We start from the raw sequence: 19,001 nt of genomic DNA, 5'->3' as shown, positions 1-19,001 counted from the left end.
GCCATGCAACCCGGTCTGCTCTTAGTTGTTGCCATCAGCCTGTCTGCCATCATGGCATTTGCCTGGGCGCTTGAACGAAAGACCGGCAAAAGCGGCTGGATCGACGCTATCTGGTCGTTTTCAGTGGGGGTGGGCTCAGTCATAGCCATTATTCTTGCAGATGCGACATGGCAACGGCGCTTAGCTGTAATGATCCTCATTCTGGTGTGGTCGCTGCGTCTTGGCTTTCATATCGCCAAGCGTAGCATGCGCCATGGCGAAGACCCGCGTTATGCAAAGCTGCTAAAAGAATGGGGCGAAAACGCTTCCGTTCGCTTATATTGGTTTTTGCAGATACAGGCTCTCGCAGCCTTCATTTTGATTCTGGCTGTCTATCTCGCTGTGGTTGGTCGCCCCGGTTTTCCATATGTCTGGGACATGGTCGGGGTTGCAATCATCGCCATAGCGTTGATTGGTGAAGCGCTGTCTGATGCGCAGCTTGCGCAGTTTCGCATGACTCCAGAAGCCAAAACAGAAATTTGCGAAACCGGTCTTTGGGCTTATTCCAGACATCCCAACTATTTCTTTGAATGGCTGTTCTGGTGCGCGTGGCCGTTGATGGCAATTACCGGATCGCCATGGAGTTGGCTGTCGCTGCTTGCTCCGATCCAGATGTATTGGCTGCTGGTGCATGTCTCCGGCATCCCTGCGCTTGAAGAACACATGCTGAGATCGCGGGGTGAAAAATTCCGTACTCTGCAAGGCCGGGTCAACGCGTTTTTCCCTGGTCCCCGAAAAACCCCGGGAAGATTACAGCGTTCGTCATGAATATGGTGAGATTTTTGCGTCTGAAAACATGCCCTGCAACCGTTTAACGAAGGATCAAAGAATGACTGCCAAAGCGCTTGTATGGTTGCGCAACGATCTGCGCCTTGCTGACAATCCTGCCCTCCATGCCGCATTCAAGCTGGGTGGCGCGATCACGGCCCTTTTTGTGCATGAGTCCAATCCGCAATTGCGTGTCCCGGGCGCTGCCGTCCGTTGGTGGCTGGAACAGAGCCTGGACTTGCTGGCAAGAAGTCTCAATGAACGAAATATAGAGTTGATTGTTGCCGACGGCGAAGCGCTCAATATCATCGAACAATTAATTGAGGAAAACAGCTTTGATACCGTTTTCTGGAACCGTCGTTATGCTCCTCAAGAGCGAGAAGTCGATGCAATCATCAAATCCAGCTTAAAGGACAAAGGACTGCGCGTGGAGTCTTTTGCAGGCAATCTGCTAGTGGAACCCTGGGAGATCAAATCCGGCAACGGCGGATCTTATCAAGTTTTTACACCATATGCCAAATCACTGCGCCAGCATGGTGTGAGCAGACCACTACCCTCGCCAGACCGAAGAGTCGAGACGACGACCGTCAAACACACGCCCAAGCAGAAAAACTACAAAGAGGCTGTCTGGTCCAGAAAGATGAGCGGTCTTTGGAAGATCGGCGAAACGGCTGCCATTGACCAACTTTATCATTTCTTTGATACAACTATTCGCGATTATGCCGGAGATCGTGATCGTCCGGACGTTGAAGGTACATCAAAACTATCGCCCCATCTCCGTTTTGGCGAAATCAGTCCACGACAAGCATGGCATGCTACACTGTCACTCATGGATCATGATCAAAGCACTCACGCTGGCGGTGAAAAATTTCTTTCTGAGCTGATCTGGCGCGATTTCCATTATCATCAGCTCTATTATCGTCCTGATATTGCCGAAAACGACATGCGCGACACATTGGCTGATATCCGCTGGCTCAACAATCCGGAGGCGATTGATGCATGGAAGACAGGCAAGACCGGTATCCCAATGATTGACGCTGGTATGCGTCAGCTTTGGGCGACAGGCTGGATGCACAACCGTGTAAGAATGCTGGTGGCATCGGTTTTAAGCAAGAATATGCAGATCGACTGGCGTGAGGGCGAGAAATGGTTCTGGGATACGTTGGTGGACGCGGATATAGCCAGCAACCCGGGGAGCTGGCAGTGGGTCGCTGGCTGTGGTATGGATGCGGCACCTTACTTCCGTGTGTTCAATCCGGTTTTGCAGGGCGACAAATTTGACATGCATGGCGTCTACGTACGCAAATGGGTTCCAGAGATCGCCGCAATCCCGGATCGCTGGATCCACAAGCCATTTGCGGCGCCAGAGCAGATTTTGCGAGAAGCTGGGGTTGTTTTGGGGCAAACCTACCCGCTTCCCGCATTTGGTCTGCCCCCTTCAAAGTGATCCTTCATAAAGTATGGCTTATGAGCCTCAGAAGGACATTGAAATGGTAGCGAAAAGACACAAGGCAGAAGAGATCGTCACGAAGCTTCGTCAGGTTGACGTGTTGAATGCGCAGGGAAAATCGATGGCGGAAGCAATCCGGTCGATAGGTGTGACGGAAGTTACATACTACCGTTGGCGGAGCAATATGGCGGTTTGAAGGGCGACCAGGTAAGGCGCCTGAAGGAGCTGGAAGCGGAGAATGCCCGGCTCCGGCGCGCTGTTTCCGATCTCACCTTGGACAAGACGATTTTAGCTGAGGCCGCCAAGGGAAACTTCTGAGCCCCGCCCGTCGCCGCGCTTGCGTGGACCATGTGATCGATGACCTGAAGGTGTCCGAGAGACGGGCGTGCCGAGTCTTGGGTCAGCATCGTTCCACGCAGCGCAAGATCGCAAAGACTCCGGATGATGAAGCAGCGTTGACTGCGGACATCACGGCGCTCGCCCTCCAGTATGGTCGCTATGGCTATCGCCGCATCACGGCGATGCTGCGCCAGGCTGGATGGATCGTGAACGTCAAGCGGGTTGAGCGCATCTGGCGACGGGAGGGGCTAAAAGTGCCTCACAAGCAACCGAAGCGCGGTCGGCTGTGGTTGAACGACAGCTCGTGCATCCGGCTTCGACCGGAATACCACAACCATGTCTGGTCCTACGACTTCGTCGAGGATCGCACGCACAACGGCAGGAAAATCCGCATGCTCAACGTGATCGACGAGTTCACGCGAGAATGTATCGCCATCAGGGTCGAGAGAAAGCTGAAGGCCGTCGATGTCATCGACGTGCTTTCCGACCTCTTCATCCTACGCGGTGTCCCCACCCATATTCGTTCCGACAATGGCCCGGAGTTCATCGCCAACGCACTCCGAGAGCGGATCGCAGCAGTCGGGGCCAAAACCGCCTACATCATGCCGGGCAGTCCGTGGGAAAACGGCTATTGCGAAAGCTTCAACTCGAAGCTCCGTGACGAACTGCTCAACGGCGAAATCTTCTATACACTCAAGGGGGCGAAGATCATCATCGAAAACTGGAGACAGCATTATAATACCGTGAGGCCTCACTCATCGCTGAGCTATAGGCCACCGGCACCCGAAGCAACGGTCTGGTCTCGCCGAAATGGACCGGCGTCAACACCAATAGTGGCCAGAACGCCAAGTATGCACTAACATTCCAAACGGATCACCCCATCGGGGCAGACCAGCAGCTACTGCGCGAGTTTATTGTCCCAATTCCTATCAGAGGTTCCACTCAGGTCTTCTGATCACCCAGGCAAGACGAGGGGTTTTATCTCATATCCGTTTGCTTCATTTCGCTTGATGTGGCTGAAGGCCGGAGCCGGAAAGTGATAGGGCGCGATGACCCAGTTGTTCAGCGCACAGGTTTCCAGAAGTTTGATCCGCGTTTGGACCGACTCCTCCGGATTTATGCAAAAATTCGATGCCGGAGCATTATTAGGCAACTGGATAGGGTGATGTATCGCATCTGCTGTGAAGACAATAGTTTCATCGCCGCTGCCCAAGATCAGACCGATCATTCCGGAAGTGTGGCCAGGCAATGCAATTGTTTGAAGACCGGCAACGATTTCGCCTGGTTGCACCGCCAAATAGCCGGGGCCGTCGATGATTGGCATGACACTATCTTGCCAGGCGCCATGGAGTAGATTCGACGAATTGGACGTTGCTTGGGCTTTAGCCAACATTGCTTCAAGCTCTCGTGCCGGCGTAACATAAGTCGCCGAAGGAAACGTTGGGCGCCAGCCCCCCCTAGAGTCTGCAATGGTGTTCCAGCCGACATGGTCGGCGTGTAAATGGGTATTGATGACGAAATTAATATGATCGGCATCTAAACCAAGTCCTTCCAGAATGGCAAGAAACGGACCATTCAACCTATCCCATGCGGGTCGATCGGGGCGGTACTTACCATTTCCGATCCCAGTATCTATTAAAACATTTCCAGCACGGGATTGGACAAGATAGATATTGAAACTAAGCGATAATGTATCGGCAAGTCCGTTATCGGCGCTATTCATCGGAGATGTCGGATAGGACTCGTTCCGAGTGAATTGCATCTCACCAAAAAGCTTATCACGCCTCCATTGAACGGGACCGAGATCCGGAATGCAAGTTACAAGCGTCTCGTCCTCAAGTGCCAGTTGTTCAAGGCTGATGCCCAAACTGGCAATCCAGATGTGATTGTGCTTCATAATGCGGGCTCAAGTTTACATTCATCGGCAAACACATCTCCGGACATCTCAGCGATCTTATCTTTCGTCACCAAACTGTACCCACCCTTCCCATCATTTTCGACGCGCATAGCATACCAATCCTGAACCGGATGCTGATTTTTGCCAAACGCAAAGTTACCTCGAACGGATGAGAAATCAGCCTTCAACATTGCAGAACGAAACTTTTGGGGGTCCTTAAAATCACCGCCGGTATGTGCCAGTGCCGCTCCGATAGCCCGCGCTGTATCATAGCCTTGCGCTGCATACATGGTTGGGGTCCGGCCGTACTCGCCCTGAAATGCGGCAACGAACTGCTTATTGGCGTCGTTGTTCAGATCGACATTCCAGGAACCCGAGACATTGAGGCCCTCTGTAATTCCTCCAAGAGAACGCAGGATGGCATGATCCATGGATGGCTCAGCAACCACCATTGGTATCTCATTTAACAGGCCTGACTGCTGGTATTGACGAAGAAACGCAATCCCCAAAGCACCAGGGTGAAACTGGAATACTACGTCAGGTTTTGCAGACCTTATGCGCGCCATTTCCGCTGCATAGTCGATCTGGTCCAGACTTGTGTAGACCTCTTCTATAATTTCTCCCTCGAAAGTACGGCGAAAGCCCTCGACCGCGTCCTTACCTGCCTGGAAATTCGGAGCAAGCACCATAGCTCGCTTAAAGCCGAGAGCCTTTGCATTGCGCCCCGCGCTGCCCTGCATACTGTCGGTGAGCCATGACATGACGAAATAGTTCGCATTGCAGTTAACACCGGCAAATTCAGTGGGCCCGGCATTAGGGCTTATCACGATCTTACCGGCGTCGATTACCTCGGGAATGATAGCCGAGGCCACATTCGAAAAAATCATACCGGTTATGATATCGGCTTGCTCGTCATATAGGAACCGGTCCGCCAACTGGCGGCCTGTCGATGGCTTCAGTCCATCGTCGGCGATAACAACATCGACCTTTTGGCCACCCAGAAGACCATTGCCCTGTTTAACCGCGAGATTGAAGCCGTCGCGCACGTCTTCGCCGAGATAGCCTGCAGCGCCGGTCAGGGTGGTAATAAAACCTATTTTCACGGCGTCGGCCGCATGCGCGTGAGTGCCCCCAAGAGTAGACGATACCAGAAAGGCGCCCGCGATATGTTGCAATTTAGAAAGTCGCATCCATTCAGTTCCTCATTTGACCATAATCGTAAGAGCATGCGGCGAGTTAGCCGCATATCGAAGTAGCAACCGGCAAGAACACCAACATCATTCGATAGTGCTGCATTCCATCATATGTCGAACCATTATCCACTGTCATAGGAGAGATGCCAGACTGGCGGTCCCGCAATGGTCTAGAGACTATTGACCAAACGATGCGAGACGTTCTTCACGACCGTATAGTGATGCAATCCTTCTGCTCCGCCCTCGCGGCCAAGCCCACTATCCTTGACACCACCGAACGGTGTCTCAGCGACAGATGCTTCGAGCGTATTGATCGAGACGTTCCCAGCTTCCAGACCCGACATAAGACGGTCCACATTTTCCGCGGAGTTCGCAAAGCCATATGCGGCAAGACCGAAGGGCAGCGAGTTCGCCTTTTCAATAGCCACATCAAGGGACGGCACTGGATTGATCAAGGCCAGCGGACCGAAAGGCTCCTCGGACATCGCACGGGCATCGCTGGGCAATTCCGCCAGAGCCGTCGGCGGGAAGAAATAACCGTTGTTCTTCAGACGGCGACCGCCAAAAAGCAATTTTGCACCCTTGGCTTCGGCATCGCTAACCAACTCTTCCAGCGCCATAATGCGACGATCATTGGCAACAGGCCCCATCTGCACCCCTTCCTCCAGTCCGTTACCGACACGGATTGACTGCGCCGTTTCAATAAAAGCTGCAGTAAAACGCTCATAAAGGGTTTCATGAACGAAGAAGCGTGTTGGGGAGGTACATACCTGGCCTGAATTGCGGTACTTTCGGCGTGCTGATGCGATGCCCGCCAGAACCGGATCGGCGTCCTCGCAAACGATGACCGGGGCGTGGCCGCCGAGTTCCATAAGAGCGGGCTTCATATGACGCGCGGCGATTTCGGTCAAATGCTTGCCGACAGCTGTTGATCCGGTGAATGCGATGGCCCGAATTTCGGGGCTGGGGATGAGAAATTGCGAAATATCCGCCGGAACGCCGAAAACCAGATTCAACACACCTGCTGGCAGCCCTGCATCTTCAAATGCGCGCGCAATATGCGTAACTGCAGTCGGCGTTTCTTCGGATGCCTTCAGAATAATGGAGCAACCGGCAGCCAGAGCGCCCGCAATCTTGCGAGCAGGTTGGCTCATTGGAAAATTCCATGGTGCGAAAGCAGCGACTGGGCCGATTGGCTCATGCACAACAATATAGCGAATACCGGGCGCGCTTGGTATGACACGGCCATAGAAGCGAATGCACTCCCCCGCATCCCATTCGAAAAATTCGCAGCCCCGGATGACCTCAAGCCGGGCTTCAGCTATAGGCTTTCCGTTTTCGAGCGTGATCGCGCGTGCGATCTCTTCCTGCCGCTCGCGCATAAGCGCCGACGCCTTCATGATGATCGCAGCGCGGGCCGCCGGCGCAGTGTTGCGCCAGACCTGATATCCGTCCCAGGCTGCCTGAAGTGCCGCCTCCAGGTCCCCCCGTTCCGCCACCGCAACCTGGCCGATCTCGGTCTCGTCTGCAGGGTTGATAATTGGAAGCGTATTGGCGCACTTGCGCCATTCGCCGCCTATGAAAAGCTGTACGTCGGATTTTTGCATCAGAAAGCCTCTGCAATCTACTAGTTGGGCCAAGCCCAGATTATCGTTACGGATAGAATGAGGGGGTTTAATTCATGTGACAATTCATATTGAAACTATATATCCATGAGTTTTATCACATGAGTTTGTATGAGTGTCGGCGAATTTTTCACGCACCAAACTGCCAGCCGCGCAGAGCCGCGCGACCACAAAACTTCTTCTAGAAGCCAGTCAACCGATGTTGCGAATCCCGGCGAGCAGGGCCTGCGACATCTCGGTTTCTGGCGAGCACCAGTCCATCAGAATATTGTAATGGTTTCGGTTCGCGACCTCGATTGCCTTCACCCTTCCGCCAGCCACAGCCCAGCAATCGGCATAAGCGCGTGACTGGCGTTTGAAGCCGTCCGCTTCATGCTCTGACCATGCTACGGTTATCGGACACCCACCCACAGGAATGCTCCGGATGGGACTAAGTTGATCGACATCAATAGGACTAAGATTCAGCCACTCCTGCGGGAAAGTTGCAGCCACAGGGGCAAGCTCGAAAAGCCCGCTGACCGGCATGGCAAACTTGACTACATCCTTTGGCAAACCGAATTTGCCCTGCCATCCCTCAGAAAGGAGCGCGCCCGCAAGGTGACCGCCGGCAGAGCTTCCCCCGACCGTTATCCGGTTCGGATCAAGACCATAGTCCCGACCGTGACGCCAAACGAAGGCCAGAGCAGAGCGTACCTCCCGCGTAATTTCGGCAAGAGATACTTCGGGTGCCAGACGATAGTCGACGACGACCGTGGCAATGCCTTCGCGCGCAAGCATTCCAGCCATCATGGCGGAATCTTCCTTGGACAGCGCCCGCCAATAGCCACCGTGAATGAATATAAAAACCGGATTTAGTCCGCCGCTTGACGAAGGGCCGAAAATATCGATCCGTTGCCCGCTTTCTTCGTCGTAAACCACGTCGAAATGCTGCCCCCAATGAACTCGCGGCTCAACACTTGCCTGGCGGTAGCGTTTCATTTCGGCGGCAAAGGTTTCCGGCGAAACGGTAGCTTTGGCATTATAATCGCGATCAAGGCGAGCGGGGTCTAAACCCGTTTCTTCAGCCAGATGCCGAATGTAATGTTGGTTCTTGTTCATGTCTTCATTCCAAGGCTGCTTCTCGCTTTGGGAGAGTGTGTTTCTAAATTGCCGTGGTGGCGACCCGGTTGTCGATAAGGCGGACGAGATTTAGCGCCGTCATTTCCGATGATTTCGGATTGGTCGCGAGCGGGCCGTTTTCAAAACGCAGGTGCATCCTGCCGAAATCGCCTTCGGCAATGATTTCATGCATGTTGAGGCGTGCTGCCGGGTCTGCGACCAATGAGACACGGGTACGATCGAGACCAATCCCGGCAAGCGAGGTAATCACCGCGACATTGGCATTTTGCGGAAAGGCGTCTGCAGCCTTACGGGCCGTATCCGTAAAGAACGTGGTTGCCTCCGTGATTTCATCGAGCGGTATCAGTTGGGCGGCTTGTGTCCCCGCCCAGGCTTTTGCAGGTTTGATGATGCGATGTTCGACGCTTGCAATGGTAAGACGGTTTGCTGCCGAAAGCGCGTCGATCCCGCCAAGCGCGCCGGGTGGAATAATCAGTTTCGCACCGCGGTTCGCCGCGATGTCTTTCAATCTTTGAAAGATCGCATCATCTACGAACGCCGATGTCGATGAAACCGCGAAATCCATTCCCGCGGAAAGAGCCGCTTCACCCCATGGCAAGACGCTTGGGCGCCCCGCAACTTCCACGACAAGTCTTGCGCCGGTGGCTGCGAGTTCGGCGGGATCTTCGATCAGTATGGCGCCGACAGGCAGTCCGTCACGAGTGACCGACCGGTCGCGAACCGCGACTGCACCGATTTTGACTGGACTTTTTCGCTCGGCGAGGAGTTCCGCAACCCGTTTGCCGATAGCTCCCCATCCAATCAGGACGATTGACTCAGATACCCACATAAGCATGCACCTGATCTTGGTCACGTTCGAGATCGGCGCTCGTTCCACGCCAGACTGTTCGGCCTTTTTCGACAATATAATGGCGATCCGCCAGCCGCTTCAAAACGGCGATATTCTTGTCTATCAGCAGGATCGATTGGCCCATTTCGCGCAATTGCATGATGCAATGCCAGATTTCCGTGCGGATGACGGGGGCAAGTCCTTCCGTCGCTTCATCAAGGATCAGAAGATGCGGATTTGTCATCAGCGCACGCCCGATTGCCAGCATTTGCTGCTCGCCGCCCGACAGTGTGCCGGCCGTCTGGTCCGCCCGCTCCTGCATACGTGGGAAAAGCGCATATATCTTGCTGAGATCCCACGGAGACTGCCGCTTGCATCGGTTTGAAGCGGTTGCAACCAGATTTTCCCGCACCGTCAATGTCGGAAAAATCTGTCGTCCCTCCGGCACAAGGCCGACGCCAAGACGCGCCACCTTTTCTGGGCTGTAGCTGGTCGTGTCTCGCCCTGCAATCTGGACTTTCCCCCCTTTGGGGGCGAGGAGACCCATCAACGTGCGTATCGTGGTCGTCTTGCCCATGCCGTTACGGCCCATGAGGGTTACAAGTTCTCCTTCGTTTACTTCGAGCGAAACGTCGAACAATACCTGTGAGTGGCCGTAAGCGGCCTGCAATCCATCGATTTTTAGCACAGTTCCTCCTCTCCACCGAGATAGGCTTCCCGCACAGCTTCGCTCGCCCGTATGTCTTCCACCGTGCCCGTTAGGATGACGCGGCCATAGACCAGCACAGATATGCGGTCGGCCAGCGCGAACACCGCCTCCATGTCGTGCTCGACAAGCAGCATCGAAACCGTTCCCCGCAATCCCTGCAGAAGCTCGATCATTTCCTGGCTTTCGACATGGCCGAGACCGGCCATCGGTTCGTCGAGAAGCAAAAGTTTCGGCTTACCGGCGAGCGCCATGAGCAGTTCCAGCTGCTTGCGTCCGCCACTTGAAAGATCGCCTGCTAGTTTTTCCGGGTGATTGGCCAGTCGGCTTTGGGCGAGAATTACATCAACCTCATGCCAGATGGCGCTGCGGCCTTTCAGACTGTCGAGAATCCTGAAATTATGTCCCTCGCGCGCTTGCACCGCCATGGCGATGTTCTGGCGCACACTCATTTCATTCAGAAGTGTTGATATCTGGAATGTGCGTCCCAACCCGCGACCGACACGTATCGCGGCGGGCAAGGTGGTAATGTCCTCCCCCATCAGGCTGATCGTCCCTGATGTGGGCGTAAGCTCACCGCAAAGCTGGTTGATAAGTGTAGACTTTCCTGCGCCGTTCGGGCCGATCAGGGCATGGATATGCCCTTCCGTGACGTCCAGTGTGACATGATCCGTCGCGACCAGCCCTGCAAAACGCTTCACCAGATTACGGACTTGTAAGATCGCAGTCATGCGGTCACCTCCACTTTGCGGTCCTTGCGAGACAGACGGCAAAGCGCACGCCAACCACCGACAATGCCGCCTTTGGTTCCCAAGACAAGGACAAGCAGAATGATGCCCATGGCGAGCTGCCAATGCTCAGTCCAGGAGGCGAGATAATTCTGCAGGATCAGGAATGCGGCTGCACCCCAGATGGGACCGAAGAAAGTGCCGACGCCACCCAGAATGACCATCACCATCAACTCGCCCGATTTAGTCCAATGCAGTGTGTCTGGGCTTGCAAACCGCATGAAGATGGTGAGAAGCGCTCCAGCCAGACCCGCGCCCATTCCGGCAAGAACAAAGCCGTAGAGCTTGTAGCGATAGGTTTCGATACCCATGGCGGTCATGCGTCGCTCGCTCTGCCGAATACCGGACAGCACCGCGCCGTAGGACGAATGCACGACCCGCCAAAGAAAGCCGAAATATAAGATCATCGAGACGAGGATGACATAATACATCGTCGTCTTATCCCGCAGGCTGAAGCCGAAAAGATCGTTTGCCCGGCGGACAATGATCCCGTCTTCGCCACCATAGGTCTTCAGCGAAACGAAGAGGAAGAAGAGCATCTGGGCGAAGGCGAGCGTAATCATGATGAACTGCACGCCCGAAGTACGCAGCGCCAGAGCTCCAATGATCAGTGCCGCAAGTCCCGCTACCAGCATTGCTGCAGGAACAGTGATCAGAAATTGATCAGAACCCGGAATAAAACCGAAGAGCAGCGTGTCTTCTGCATGGTGAAAATAGAGAATCCCGACGACGTAGGAGCCGATCCCGAAGAAGGCGGCGTGACCAAAAGACACCATCCCGCCATAGCCGAGGATGAGATTGAGGCTGGCCGCAGCGATAGCATAGATCATGATCCGGGCGACAAGGCTTGACGCAGCCGGCTGCCCCAATGCGTCGGCGCCGAAAGGAAATAATGCAAGCGCCCCGCAGCCGAGAAGAACGAATAGAAAGCGATATGACATGTTTCAGGCTCCCACCGGAAAGAGGCCTCTCGGGCGGAACAGAAGAACGATAGCCATCAACAGATAGATACCCATGGAGGCGATGCCCACGCCGAGCGCGTCTGCCTCGGCGCCGGCCATGAACTGGCGCAGTATTGAAGGCAGAAATGCACGCAGGCATGTATCTATGATGCCGAGCGAAATACCAGCAATGAAGGCTCCCTTGATCGAGCCGACGCCGCCGATTACGACAACCACAAAAGTGGCAAGCAATATCTGCTCTCCCATGCCGACTTGAACGGCGAGGATCGGCCCGGTCATGAAGCCGGCAAGGCCCGCGAAGGCAGCCCCGAGCGCGAACACCATTGTGTAGAGAAGACGGATATCGACGCCGAGAGCACGCACCATATCGCGATTGGTCGAGCCTGCGCGGACCAGCATGCCAATGCGGGTGCGGTTTATGAGCAGGTAAAGCCCGCCAGCCACCATCAGACCCGCTGCAATGATGAGCAGTCGAAACGGGGGGTAGCTCAGGCCTGAAAACAGCTCGATCGGTTGAGAGAGCGATGCGGGCAACTGCGTGAAAATTGGCTGGCGACCAAAAATCAGCACGGTCAGTTCATTGAAAATCAGAATAAGCGAGAAAGTCGCAAGCACCTGATCCATATGATCGCGTTGATAGAGTTTTCGCATGACGCCGAGCTCGATCACGATACCGGCAAGCGTTGCTGCCAGAACTGCTGCCGGCAGGCCCAGCCAGAAATTTCCTGTCTGCACAGCCACCCAGGTCCCGATGAAAGCGCCGATCATGTAGAGCGAGCCATGAGCGAGGTTGATAACGCCCATGATCCCAAAGATCAGTGTTAGGCCTGCTGCCAGAAGGAACAACATGACGCCATAGAGAAGGCCATTCAAAAGTTGCTCGAAGATGAGTGTCATTGGAGGAAACGACCTTCATAAAAAATAAAAAGAAGCGTTGCGCGCACTTTCGCACGCGCAGGGCGGTGGCTGTCAGAGCTTGCAATCTGCAGAATAGGAATCACCGTAATTTTCGATCAGCTTCTTCTTGATCTTGGTGGTCGGCATACCATCGTCACCCTTCACGATCTCGAGGAGATACCAGTCCTGCAACGGGTGCTGGTTCGGGCCGAAGGAAAAATCGCCGCGCACCGATTGGAAATCCGCCTTCCGCAGCGCTTCACGCACTGCATCGATATCGTCAACGCCACCGGTCTTCTTCAACGCAGAAGCAATCAGGCGAGCCACATCGTAGCCTTGCGTTCCGTAATATGTCAGCGGGCGGTCAGGGTAAGCGGCTTTCCACTTAGCGACGAGTTCATTGTTTGCGACATTGTCCATATCCGGGCTCCAATGGCTGGTAGCCATGAGGCCGACCGAAGCATCGCCCAATGATTTAAGGATCACAGCATCGCTGGATGGCTCGGACAGAACCATTGGAATCTTACCGAGAAGACCAGCCTGCTGATACTGGCGCAGGAATGCGATGCCCATGCCGCCCGGATGAGACTGGAAGACCACATCAGGATTGGCGGCACGTATCTGCGCCATTTCGGCTGAATAATCGGTCTGATCGAGTTGGGTGTAGATTTCACCGACAATCTCCCCCTTGAACCGACGTTTGAAGCCGGCCAGCGCATCTTTGCCCGCCTGATAGTTTGGTGCGAGAATAAAAGCGCGCTTGAAGCCTTCCTGTTCCGCCGCGATCCCGGATGCCTCATGAAGCGAGTCATTTTGCCACGAAACCACGAAATAATTCGCGTCACAGGCCTTGCCCGCCAAGTTGGACGGCGCAGCATTGGCGCTGATATAGAGGTTGTCGTTGTCGACGATATCCGGCACCGCTGCGCCGGCAACATTCGAGAAGATGATGCCGGTAAAGAGCTTGACGCCGTCCTCCGACATGAACCGTTCGGCGATCTGACGCCCGTTGCCGGGCTTGGCTGCATCATCTTCGACCTTCAGTTCAACCGGTACGCCGCCGAGCTTGCCGCCTTCTGCATCGATGGCAAGCTTCATGCCATCGCGCACGTCTTGACCGAGATAGCCTCCTGGACCTGACAAGGTCGTTATCACGCCAATCTTGACTGGTTCGGCGGCAGTCGCGCCAGTTGTCAGCCCTGCCAGCAGGCCGATCATCAGGAGTTTCTTTTTCACTTCATTTCCCCTTATGTTTTATGCTTGTGCATGGGCGCCCGGCAGTATCGCCGGGCGTGCTCTTGTTAGAGCGCCACCCAACCTTCCGGCGGGTTCTTTCCGGGATGAACGGTTTTGCAATGCGGGCAGGTACGCAGCTTCTCATCGTTGTAGAAAGCGGCGTAAAGAGGCGGCAGATCGTCCACGATGGATTCCAGATCAACTTCAGCACGGTGAACGAGGCCGCTGCATTCGAAACAATACCATTCGACGGCATCAAGAGCGCCTTCAGGACGGGCTGGTTCGATAACCAGACCGATCGAGCCTTCTTGTGGGCGCTGCGGCGAATGGCGGATATGCGCTGGCAGAAGGAAGATATCGCCTTCGCGGATCGGCACATCGTAAAACTCACCCGTCGACGTATCATGCAGCTTCAGCAGCATGTCGCCTTTGAGCTGATAGAAGAACTCTTCGACCGGATCGTCGTGGTAATCGGTGCGCTTGTTTGGACCACCGACAACCGTAACCATAAGGTCTGCGTCCTTAAACACCAGCTGATTGCCGACAGGTGGCTTCAGCAGGTGCTTGTGTTCATCGATCCATTTCTGAAAATTAAAGGCGCTCAGTTTTGTCATTCTCGTTCCCCTTTTCGGTTCGATCAGGATAGTTTGAGACCGCAGCCATCAAATGCCTGCCGGACTGCCCTTTTCTCGGCATCGGTCAACTCAAGCATCGGCGCACGAACAGGCCCGCCGACCTGGCCGAGCAGCTCTTGCCAGTATTTTTGGTGCGAGGTGGGCTTTTCAGCCGGTCGTGACGACTTGAAGGCGTGCCGGACAGGCTCCAGACTTTGCCAGACGGCGCGTGCCTCATCAGCTTTGCCAGCAAAGGCCAGATCGGTATAATCGCGCATGCGGCGATCAACACTTGTCTGCAGCGTGTAGGGCGGCGAAGAGCAGAGATATAGCTGCCAGCCCAATTCGAGAATATTGTCCAGCCACTCATCTTCCGATGCAGTCGAAACCAGAATGCGGTCGCCCGCCAGTTCGGTGAGCTTGCGATACATGTCGCGCGGGACCGAATATTTGATTGCGACGACGGTTTCGATGTCGGCCAGACGGTTGCAGAGTTCGGGGCTCATCAGATAGCCACTATCGGGATGCGACCAGAGCGCAAGGCCGATATCCACCTTTGAGGCGATCGTTTCATAATAGCGCATCAGTGTGTCGTCTTGCGCGCGCAGGAAGTGCAGGACAGGCGCATGGACGACGATATAATCGGCGCCACAGGCCTGTGCATGCTTGGCCAGATCGATGACCACATCCATGTTCTGGTCTGAGCAGGACATGATCGTCTGCGCCTTGTCACCAACTGCCGAGACAGCCAGGTCGAACATGCGTTTGCGTTCGTCAACCGACATGGAGAAAAATTCGCCCTGCTTTCCCGCGACGAAAAGTCCGTCAATGCCGAGATCGTTGACCCAGTGGTCTACATTCTTGCGGAAGCCGCCTTCATCGATCGATCCATCCTCATTGAAAGGCGTGTTTGCCGCAGCCCAGATACCGCGCATCGTAGCGCGCGAGTGGGCTTTGGCGTTCTGACGGTCATACTTCATCGGAAACCTCGCTTCGGGGGCGGGTCAAATCAAAACCCGCGTCTTCCTGATCGAGCCCGACTTTCTTTCATTCGAGAAGTATTGTAAGTAGAATATATTCATAATAAAAAACTCATAAGTGAACCAATGCGCCCCACTCTCCGCCAAATTGAATGTTTCCAGGCCGTGGTCGAACTGGGCAACTTTTCTCGCGCAGCCGAGCGTGTCAGAACGACTCAGGCTAATCTTTCGCATACAATCCGGGATCTCGAGGCCGTGCTGGATGCGCGGCTTTTCGACAGGACGACACGGCGCGTTAGTCTGACGGATGCAGGCCGTGCCTTTGCCGAAGGTGCGCTTGCCGGTCTCGCAGAAATTGATCGCGCCGCCGAAACGGTGCGCGATTTGGGAAAGTTACGGCGGGGCCAGGTCAGTATAGCAGCTCCACCTTTGCTGTGCACAACAGTGCTTCCGCGTCTCGTTCGCCTGGTGGCTGATGAATATCCCAATCTCGTTATCAAGATTGACGATGTGGGGCCTGAAACTGTCATAAAACAGGTGCGCAATGGGCGTTGCGATCTTGGCATCGGCACATTTTCGGGTGAAGACTCGGATGTTGAGAGCCAGACTGCGCTTCGGGATCAGTTGATGGTTTTTGTATCTCCAGAACATGATTTTGCTGGATATAAGCAGGTCTGTTGGTCCGAACTCGACAATCAGCCAATCATCACGCTCACCCAGAAGAGCAATATTCGACTTTTGACCGAACTTGGCTTTGAACAGGCGAAACTGGCACTGCGGCCCCATATAGAAGTCAACCAGATTCATACGGTTCTCTCTCTGGTCGAGGTCAATGCCGGTATCGCCGTTCTGCCCGCCTACGCTTTTACTGCTTTGCGCGGTCGTGGCATTGTAGCTCGCCCTCTGACGGATCCGGCTGTTATACGTGAAGTTCGTCTCATCGCTCCCCGAGATCGTGAGCAATCTGCGGCCACTATCGCAGTTCGTGCGATCTTGCGGAACCTTCTTCGTCAGATGATTCCCGAAATTCCCGGACCTGACTCAAAGACCAAGAAGATTTGACCGAATCAACAGCGGCGCTTTCTAAACCTATTGTGCTGCAGGTCATTCGTTGGACTGGGTAGGGACGGCGAAACTGCCGGGGCGTCGCCGATGGGTCGCAGCGTTCCGTGCTGCTTGCGCAAAAATACCCGTCATCAGTTCCAGCGTGCGCGCTGCGCCTTCCAGGCGCTGAGCCAGTTCCGGTACGTGCTGCACCGCATCTATCAGCAGGGCAGACCGCACTTCGGCATATCTGTCGGTGACGTCCTTTCCCAGCGCGGTAGCTTCATAGGTCACGCCCGCGCGACCACTTCCATTACGCTCGACCAGTCCGCTCTTGATCAGCTTGCGCAGACTATATTGGATGTTCGGGATATCCTCGCGATTGGTCATATATGCAAGATCATGTATGCTCTTGGGCCGGTCGTTCATTCTGATCGTGTGGAGTAGAGCATTCTCCGGCCCGCTCGCTGCAAAATCTATGACCGAGGAAAGGCACTCGGTCTGCCAACGGCCAAAAGCCTCGAATGTGCGCATCAAGGCGTATTCAAATTCTACGACGTCGATTTCCAGTGGGGTATGGGCCAAGTGCCAGGTGCGGTCGAATTTGTCCATGCTCTTGTTCTTGCTTCTGCGCGCCATGTGAATCTCCCTTCCAGGAGGATGCAGCAGCGTTCCTCTTGCGTCTACATAAAATATCAAATAGATTTTCTATTATAAAATTCATCGTAAGGAGGAGAACGATGACAAATTCCCAAAACCGCATGTTTAATTCGGATACGTTCCTACTTGGGACTTTTGCCACCAACTGTTCCAGCGGGTTGACGGTTTCGAAACTACCGGAGCGTTGGAATAATTCCTGGGACAACAATCTGCGATTGGCGCGGATGCTCGATGACGCCGGTATCGACTTTATGCTGCCGATCGCCCGCTGGGTTGGTTACGGCGGTGAAACGAATTTTCATGGCGGCGTTCTTGAAACCATGACCTGGGCAGCGGGCTTGCTTGCCATGACGCGCAACATTACGATTTTTGCGACGGTCCACACCACCGCCAACCACCCGATGGTGGTGGCGAAGCAACTCGCCACGATCGACCAAATTGGCCATGGTCGTGTCGGTCTCAACATTGTCGCGGGATGGAACAAGCCCGAATATGAGGCGCTGGGACTGACACTGCCCGACGACCACGCGACCCGGTACGGGTATGCGCAGGAATGGTATGATATCGTCAAGGCACTCTGGACCCGCACCGAAGCTTTCGACTGGGATGGCACCCATTTCAAATTGAAGAATATTCTGGGCGACCCTCGTCCATCGCGGCAACTGCCGATTCTGAATGCCGCGGGTTCCGGAGAAGGGCGAGCCTTTGCGGTCCGCAATGCCGATTTCCTGTTCACTCCAGCTATAGACCTGTCCCGTTCCGCGGAAGAGATTGCCGCACTGAAGCAGCAAGGCAGCGATGCTGGCCGTGACGTTAATGTGTTGACCTTCTCCCATGTCGTCTGCCGCCCGACTGAAAAGGAAGCTAGGGAGTTTTTGGAATACACCGGTAAGAACAACATTGACTGGGCGGCTGTGGACAACCTCGTGCGACTGTTGTTTAGCCATGCGCAGTCCTTCCCGCATGATCTGCTCGCACTCATTCGCGACCGCATGGCGGCCGGTCACGGAGGGTTTCCTCTCGTCGGTACGCCGGAGCAGGTTGCGGACGGCATCACCGCGCTGCATCAGGCGGGTTTTCGCGGAACCACGCTTTCCTTCTTCGATTACGCTGAAGAGTTTCCTTATTTCCGTGACAACGTCCTGCCGATCCTCGAGGCGCGCGGTATTCGCCCGGCACATCGTTCCGCCGAAGCGGCTGCGTAACGCGACGGGGAGACATATCATGTCGGATGGACTTACCTTCCACGACATGTCCGGCGAACAGAGTGTGGCTGCGTTTCGCGCTGCCATGCGGCTGGTCGTTGGCAATGTCAGTCTTATCACCGCTGGCGTGGGGACAGACCGGTCGGGCCTTGTCGTCATCTCGATGGTGTCCTTGTCGGCACAACCGCCGAAAGTCATTGCCTGTATCAACCGATCGTCCTCGACATGGCCGATCATCGAGCGCTTCGGTCATTTCGGCGTGAGCGCGCTCGGACCGGAACACCAGGCATTGGCGGAACGTTTTTCGGGCTTCGGCGGCATCAAGGGCGCCGATCGCTACGAGGGCGCGGAGTGGATGACGATGGCCACCGGCGTGTCGCTGCTCAAGGATGCGGTCGTGGTGTTCGACTGTAAGCTTGATGAAATGATCGATCGCGGTTCACATTCGATCATTATCGGCTCGGTCAAAGCTGTGGGCACCAAAGATGAGGGTGGGACTTTAGCCTATTGGCGAGGCGGTTACAGACCGTTGCATGTTGCGGCCTGACGCCGATGTACGGTGCGGCTCTGGCCGCACCGTCCGTTATGGCCGCGCCACGACTTTCACACCAGTTTAGTCTCAGCAAAAACCGGACGATCATGGAACCCGG

At 54.9% G+C, this 19,001-nt stretch carries 18 protein-coding genes and 1 pseudogene; 6 read left to right on the top strand and 13 right to left on the bottom strand.

Annotated elements, in window-relative coordinates; all coding sequences use genetic code 11:
- The first annotated feature begins 3 nt into the window (after positions 1-3).
- The 3 genes and pseudogenes from ABWW11_RS13520 to ABWW11_RS13510 all read left to right on the top strand — a co-directional run bounded on the left by ABWW11_RS13520 (position 4) and on the right by ABWW11_RS13510 (position 3,456).
- Positions 4-807, top strand: coding sequence for a DUF1295 domain-containing protein (locus ABWW11_RS13520; protein ID WP_319080279.1), 804 nt, complete (start codon positions 4-6; stop codon positions 805-807).
- A gap of 61 nt (positions 808-868) precedes the next feature.
- Positions 869-2,254 carry a cryptochrome/photolyase family protein gene (locus ABWW11_RS13515; protein WP_109365791.1) on the top strand — a complete coding sequence of 462 codons (1,386 nt, stop codon included), beginning with the start codon at positions 869-871 and terminating at the stop codon, positions 2,252-2,254.
- A 43-nt stretch (positions 2,255-2,297) separates the two neighbouring features.
- Positions 2,298-3,456, top strand: a pseudogene (locus ABWW11_RS13510) (IS3 family transposase).
- Between the two features lie 95 nt (positions 3,457-3,551).
- On the opposite strand, the gene ABWW11_RS13505 reads toward ABWW11_RS13510, so the two are convergent.
- The 12 genes from ABWW11_RS13505 to ABWW11_RS13450 form a co-directional block, all read right to left on the bottom strand.
- Entirely contained in the window at positions 3,552-4,493 is a 942-nt protein-coding gene (locus ABWW11_RS13505) for an MBL fold metallo-hydrolase (protein ID WP_109365792.1), read from the bottom strand.
- On the bottom strand, positions 4,490-5,683 hold the full coding sequence (locus ABWW11_RS13500) for an ABC transporter substrate-binding protein (protein WP_109365793.1): 1,194 nt from the start codon (positions 5,681-5,683) through the stop codon (positions 4,490-4,492). Before ABWW11_RS13500 ends, ABWW11_RS13505 begins: the two co-directional genes overlap by 4 nt.
- A gap of 173 nt (positions 5,684-5,856) precedes the next feature.
- A complete protein-coding gene (locus tag ABWW11_RS13495) occupies positions 5,857-7,293 on the bottom strand; it encodes an NAD-dependent succinate-semialdehyde dehydrogenase (protein WP_109365794.1) in 1,437 nt (478 codons plus the stop codon).
- Positions 7,294-7,503: 210 nt separating this feature from the next.
- Positions 7,504-8,409 (bottom strand): alpha/beta hydrolase, encoded by a 906-nt coding sequence (locus ABWW11_RS13490; protein ID WP_235892055.1) that lies wholly within the window; start codon positions 8,407-8,409, stop codon positions 7,504-7,506.
- A 43-nt stretch (positions 8,410-8,452) separates the two neighbouring features.
- Positions 8,453-9,259: an aspartate dehydrogenase gene (locus tag ABWW11_RS13485; RefSeq protein ID WP_109366396.1), complete on the bottom strand. Its 807-nt coding sequence runs from the start codon at positions 9,257-9,259 to the stop codon at positions 8,453-8,455.
- Positions 9,246-9,947: an ABC transporter ATP-binding protein gene (locus ABWW11_RS13480; protein WP_121539610.1), complete on the bottom strand. Its 702-nt coding sequence runs from the start codon at positions 9,945-9,947 to the stop codon at positions 9,246-9,248. The genes ABWW11_RS13485 and ABWW11_RS13480 overlap by 14 nt, the downstream gene beginning before the upstream one ends.
- Positions 9,941-10,696 (bottom strand): ABC transporter ATP-binding protein, encoded by a 756-nt coding sequence (locus ABWW11_RS13475; RefSeq protein ID WP_109365796.1) that lies wholly within the window; start codon positions 10,694-10,696, stop codon positions 9,941-9,943. The genes ABWW11_RS13480 and ABWW11_RS13475 overlap by 7 nt, the downstream gene beginning before the upstream one ends.
- The gene (locus ABWW11_RS13470) at positions 10,693-11,694 is read right to left on the bottom strand and encodes a branched-chain amino acid ABC transporter permease (protein WP_109365797.1); all 1,002 of its coding nucleotides are present in this window, start codon (positions 11,692-11,694) and stop codon (positions 10,693-10,695) included. The genes ABWW11_RS13475 and ABWW11_RS13470 overlap by 4 nt, the downstream gene beginning before the upstream one ends.
- 3 nt (positions 11,695-11,697) lie before the next feature.
- Positions 11,698-12,612, bottom strand: a complete 915-nt coding sequence (locus ABWW11_RS13465) for a branched-chain amino acid ABC transporter permease (protein WP_109365798.1) — start codon at positions 12,610-12,612, stop codon at positions 11,698-11,700.
- Between the two features lie 72 nt (positions 12,613-12,684).
- Entirely contained in the window at positions 12,685-13,848 is a 1,164-nt protein-coding gene (locus ABWW11_RS13460) for an ABC transporter substrate-binding protein (protein ID WP_109365799.1), read from the bottom strand.
- A 65-nt stretch (positions 13,849-13,913) separates the two neighbouring features.
- On the bottom strand, positions 13,914-14,462 hold the full coding sequence (locus tag ABWW11_RS13455) for a 3-hydroxyanthranilate 3,4-dioxygenase (protein WP_109365800.1): 549 nt from the start codon (positions 14,460-14,462) through the stop codon (positions 13,914-13,916).
- A 23-nt stretch (positions 14,463-14,485) separates the two neighbouring features.
- A complete protein-coding gene (locus tag ABWW11_RS13450; protein ID WP_109365801.1) occupies positions 14,486-15,442 on the bottom strand; it encodes a dihydrodipicolinate synthase family protein in 957 nt (318 codons plus the stop codon).
- Positions 15,443-15,568: 126 nt separating this feature from the next.
- On the opposite strand from ABWW11_RS13450, the gene ABWW11_RS13445 reads away from it, so the two are divergent.
- The gene (locus ABWW11_RS13445; protein WP_109365802.1) at positions 15,569-16,504 is read left to right on the top strand and encodes a LysR family transcriptional regulator; all 936 of its coding nucleotides are present in this window, start codon (positions 15,569-15,571) and stop codon (positions 16,502-16,504) included.
- Positions 16,505-16,546: 42 nt separating this feature from the next.
- Here ABWW11_RS13445 and ABWW11_RS13440 read toward each other — a convergent pair whose 3' ends face one another.
- Entirely contained in the window at positions 16,547-17,125 is a 579-nt protein-coding gene (locus tag ABWW11_RS13440) for a winged helix DNA-binding protein (protein WP_319080280.1), read from the bottom strand.
- Positions 17,126-17,226: 101 nt separating this feature from the next.
- Here ABWW11_RS13440 and ABWW11_RS13435 point away from each other — a divergent pair, with 101 nt between their 5' ends.
- On the top strand, positions 17,227-18,351 hold the full coding sequence (locus ABWW11_RS13435; RefSeq protein ID WP_109365804.1) for an LLM class flavin-dependent oxidoreductase: 1,125 nt from the start codon (positions 17,227-17,229) through the stop codon (positions 18,349-18,351).
- 19 nt (positions 18,352-18,370) lie between these two features.
- Positions 18,371-18,898 carry a flavin reductase family protein gene (locus tag ABWW11_RS13430; protein ID WP_235892054.1) on the top strand — a complete coding sequence of 176 codons (528 nt, stop codon included), beginning with the start codon at positions 18,371-18,373 and terminating at the stop codon, positions 18,896-18,898.
- Positions 18,899-19,001: the final 103 nt, after the last annotated feature.

Source organism: Brucella sp. NBRC 113783, assembly GCF_040372265.1.
Classification (GTDB): Bacteria; Pseudomonadota; Alphaproteobacteria; order Rhizobiales; family Rhizobiaceae; genus Brucella; species Brucella teleogrylli.
Note: the sequence above shows the minus strand (reverse complement) of the source record. Positions and strands in the feature narration are given on the sequence as shown.

What these genes read in the sequence shown, in the direction of transcription:
- ABWW11_RS13490 (WP_235892055.1), bottom strand. Translation starts at nt 8,409, where the DNA reads ATGAACAAGAACCAACATTACATTCGGCATCTGGCTGAAGAAACGGGT.
- ABWW11_RS13465 (WP_109365798.1), bottom strand. Translation starts at nt 12,612, where the DNA reads ATGACACTCATCTTCGAGCAACTTTTGAATGGCCTTCTCTATGGCGTC.
- ABWW11_RS13430 (WP_235892054.1), top strand. Translation starts at nt 18,371, where the DNA reads ATGTCGGATGGACTTACCTTCCACGACATGTCCGGCGAACAGAGTGTG.
- ABWW11_RS13440 (WP_319080280.1), bottom strand. Translation starts at nt 17,125, where the DNA reads ATGGCGCGCAGAAGCAAGAACAAGAGCATGGACAAATTCGACCGCACC.
- ABWW11_RS13455 (WP_109365800.1), bottom strand. Translation starts at nt 14,462, where the DNA reads ATGACAAAACTGAGCGCCTTTAATTTTCAGAAATGGATCGATGAACAC.
- ABWW11_RS13515 (WP_109365791.1), top strand. Translation starts at nt 869, where the DNA reads ATGACTGCCAAAGCGCTTGTATGGTTGCGCAACGATCTGCGCCTTGCT.
- ABWW11_RS13520 (WP_319080279.1), top strand. Translation starts at nt 4, where the DNA reads ATGCAACCCGGTCTGCTCTTAGTTGTTGCCATCAGCCTGTCTGCCATC.
- ABWW11_RS13450 (WP_109365801.1), bottom strand. Translation starts at nt 15,442, where the DNA reads ATGAAGTATGACCGTCAGAACGCCAAAGCCCACTCGCGCGCTACGATG.
- ABWW11_RS13505 (WP_109365792.1), bottom strand. Translation starts at nt 4,493, where the DNA reads ATGAAGCACAATCACATCTGGATTGCCAGTTTGGGCATCAGCCTTGAA.
- ABWW11_RS13435 (WP_109365804.1), top strand. Translation starts at nt 17,227, where the DNA reads ATGACAAATTCCCAAAACCGCATGTTTAATTCGGATACGTTCCTACTT.
- ABWW11_RS13445 (WP_109365802.1), top strand. Translation starts at nt 15,569, where the DNA reads ATGCGCCCCACTCTCCGCCAAATTGAATGTTTCCAGGCCGTGGTCGAA.
- ABWW11_RS13475 (WP_109365796.1), bottom strand. Translation starts at nt 10,696, where the DNA reads ATGACTGCGATCTTACAAGTCCGTAATCTGGTGAAGCGTTTTGCAGGG.
- ABWW11_RS13485 (WP_109366396.1), bottom strand. Translation starts at nt 9,259, where the DNA reads ATGTGGGTATCTGAGTCAATCGTCCTGATTGGATGGGGAGCTATCGGC.
- ABWW11_RS13495 (WP_109365794.1), bottom strand. Translation starts at nt 7,293, where the DNA reads ATGCAAAAATCCGACGTACAGCTTTTCATAGGCGGCGAATGGCGCAAG.
- ABWW11_RS13500 (WP_109365793.1), bottom strand. Translation starts at nt 5,683, where the DNA reads ATGCGACTTTCTAAATTGCAACATATCGCGGGCGCCTTTCTGGTATCG.
- ABWW11_RS13470 (WP_109365797.1), bottom strand. Translation starts at nt 11,694, where the DNA reads ATGTCATATCGCTTTCTATTCGTTCTTCTCGGCTGCGGGGCGCTTGCA.